At 27.0% G+C, this 2,721-nt stretch carries 4 protein-coding genes; 3 read left to right on the forward strand and 1 reads right to left on the reverse strand.

Annotated elements, in window-relative coordinates; all coding sequences use genetic code 11:
- Positions 1-59: 59 nt before the first annotated feature.
- Positions 60-326, reverse strand: coding sequence for a 30S ribosomal protein S20 (gene rpsT, locus G3997_RS02095; RefSeq protein WP_296647325.1), 267 nt, complete (start codon positions 324-326; stop codon positions 60-62).
- Positions 327-591: 265 nt separating this feature from the next.
- Here rpsT and gpr point away from each other — a divergent pair, with 265 nt between their 5' ends.
- The 3 genes from gpr to G3997_RS02110 form a co-directional block, all read left to right on the forward strand.
- On the forward strand, positions 592-1,548 hold the full coding sequence (gene gpr / locus G3997_RS02100) for a GPR endopeptidase (protein ID WP_296647331.1): 957 nt from the start codon (positions 592-594) through the stop codon (positions 1,546-1,548).
- Between the two features lie 11 nt (positions 1,549-1,559).
- A complete protein-coding gene (spoIIP, locus tag G3997_RS02105; protein WP_296647334.1) occupies positions 1,560-2,504 on the forward strand; it encodes a stage II sporulation protein P in 945 nt (314 codons plus the stop codon).
- An 18-nt stretch (positions 2,505-2,522) separates the two neighbouring features.
- Positions 2,523-2,721 (forward strand): hypothetical protein (locus G3997_RS02110; RefSeq protein WP_296647337.1); only part of this gene is annotated, 199 nt, incomplete at its 3' end.

Raw genomic sequence — 2,721 nt, forward strand, 5'->3', positions numbered from 1 at the left:
TAAAAATAAAAACCCTCGATAATATCAAGGGTTAGTATCTATTAATTAGAAACGGATAATTAAGCGTTCATTCCGTTTAATTTTTGAGCTAATTTAGCAACTTTTCTAGATGCTGCATTCTTGTGTATAGTTCCTTTAGAAGCTACTTGATATATTTTCTTTTGAGCAAATTGGAACTTAGCAACAGCCTCTTCTCTGTTTCCTGCTGCAACAGCTTCTTCGAATCTTCTTATTGCAGTTTTTAATTGAGATTTTCTAGCTCTATTTAAAGCAGTTTTCTTTTCGATAACTTTTATTCTTTTCTTAGCTGATTTTATGTTTGCCATGCGAGTTCACCCCCTCATATTTTTATATTATATTCGTCGTCAACATATTAAATTTTAACAGAAATAAAATCAAAAATCAAGGATAAATATTTATAAGTTTTATTATTATCTTTTTTTTATGTTTTTTATTATATATTATATAGATAGAATATACAACACTAGGAGTAAATATTCAGTAAAATACAAATTTACTTATTTTTGTTATAAAATACTAAAAATTGTTAAGAATTATAGATAGTATTTGATTAATACAGGGAGGGTAAATATGTTTAGTATAAGAACAGACTTAGCATTAGAAGCAAAAGAAATATATGAAAGTAATGAAAAATCTATAGAAATACCTGGGGTAAAAGTAGAAAATAAAGAGTTAGAAAATTGTAAAGTATCAATAGTTGAAGTTATAGATGAACAAGGTGCAAAAATAATGAATAAAGAAATTGGAAAATATATTACCTTAGAAAGTAATCTTATGAAATTTGATGATGATGAATCTAGAGAAGAAATGATTACATACTTAAGAGATGAATTAATAGAGATATTAGGTAATGATAAAAATAAAAAAACTTTAGTTATAGGTCTTGGAAACTGGAATATAACATCTGATGCACTTGGTCCTAAAAGTGTATCTAAAACATTAGTTACAAGACATATATTTAAAAACTATAATAAAGATTATGATGATGATTTTACAGAAGTATCAGCATTAAGCCCAGGTGTTATGGGAGTTACAGGTTTAGAAACAAGTGAAACTGTAAAATCAATAGTAGATACGATAAAACCTGATAGAGTAATTGCTATAGATGCACTAGCATCAAGAAAAATGGAAAGAGTAAATGCAACTATACAAATATCTACAGCTGGGATATCTCCAGGTGGTGGTGTAGGTAATAAAAGGAAAGCACTAAATAAAGAATATTTAGGTGTAGATGTAATAGCTATAGGAGTTCCAACTGTTGTAGATGCAGCTACGTTAACAAGTGATGTACTTGATTTAGCAATTGATAATTTAATGAGTCAATCACATGAAGGTGAAAATTTCTATAATATGTTAAAACAACTTAAGGAAGATGAAAAGTACAACCTTATAAAAGAGTCATTAGATCCTTATGATAAAAATTTAATAGTAACACCTAAGGATATAGATGAAACTATAGAGAATTTATCAATAATAATAAGCGAAGGATTAAATAGGTCTCTCCACCCGGGTAGAATAACCAACTAAGGAGGAAAATTATGCTTAAAAAAAGTAAAAAAGTTATATGTATAGTATGTGTTTTAATTTGTATCTTGCCAGTAGTATCTTATAGTATAGATAAAGAAGAATTCCTAAAATTTTTAATAGATTCATCTTATCCTGAATCAAGTGAGGAAAGTGAAGATTTAAAAAATGAAGATGTTCAAGAAAGTGAAAAGACAGCTAATAAAGATGATTATATAAAATTCCATATAGGTGAAGAGAATATACCTACTTTAAATAGTAATAATGAAAATAAAGAAGATGTATCTGTAGCATCTAGTGAATATAAAAATAATATAAGATTAACAAAAGATAAACCTACGATGCTAATATATCATACTCATGCAGGAGAAACATATTCTGATTCTCCAGAAGGGAATTATCATTCTCAAAATAACAAGGACAAATCTGTAATAGAAATTGGAACATTATTAACAGAACAGTTAAGTAAAAAAGGTTGGGGAATTGCCCATAGTATAAAATATCATGACTATCCTAAGTTTACTGAATCTTATATAAGCAGTTTAGAAACTGTAAAATCAATGCTAAATAATTATAAAAGTATAAATATAGCTCTTGATTTACATAGAGATGGTAGAGACTTAAAAACAAATGCTGATATACAAAAAGAAAATGAAAGAATGACTACAACTTATAATGGAGAAAAAGTTGCAAAATTCTTTTTCGTTGTAGGTATGAAAAATCCTAATGTAGATGAAGTAAAAAAATTAGCTGAGGATATAACTAAATTTGCTCAAAGTAAATATCCTGAATTAGTTTTACCTATAGTAGAAAAACCTCTTGGAAAATATAATCAATATATGGCTAAAAATCATATGTTAATAGAAGTAGGAAGTAATGGTACATCTTCAGAAGAAGCAAAGGCTTCAGCAAAATATATTGCAGAAATTTTAGATGAATATTTCAAGCAATATAAATAGTATTCTAGGAGACTAAATATGAGTAGGCTAGAGAGGAATAGTTATAAAAAAATAAGAAGAAGAAAAATTAGGCTTTTATTTAAATTTTTATTCATAGTAGTAATGACTATAAACTTAGCAGTATGTGTTTTTATAATAGATAAAAGTGCAAAAGATATGTTGGGTCCAGATGCATATATTCTTAACTCTGCCGTAGATGATATAAAAAGTGATATTG

Source organism: Romboutsia sp. 13368, from assembly GCF_018336475.1.
In the GTDB taxonomy this organism is placed as follows: Bacteria; Bacillota; Clostridia; order Peptostreptococcales; family Peptostreptococcaceae; genus Romboutsia.

Excerpts from the sequence above, each read along its gene's own strand:
- rpsT (WP_296647325.1), bottom strand. The coding sequence starts at position 326 with ATGGCAAACATAAAATCAGCTAAGAAAAGAATAAAAGTTATCGAAAAG.
- gpr (WP_296647331.1), top strand. The coding sequence starts at position 592 with ATGTTTAGTATAAGAACAGACTTAGCATTAGAAGCAAAAGAAATATAT.
- spoIIP (WP_296647334.1), top strand. The coding sequence starts at position 1,560 with ATGCTTAAAAAAAGTAAAAAAGTTATATGTATAGTATGTGTTTTAATT.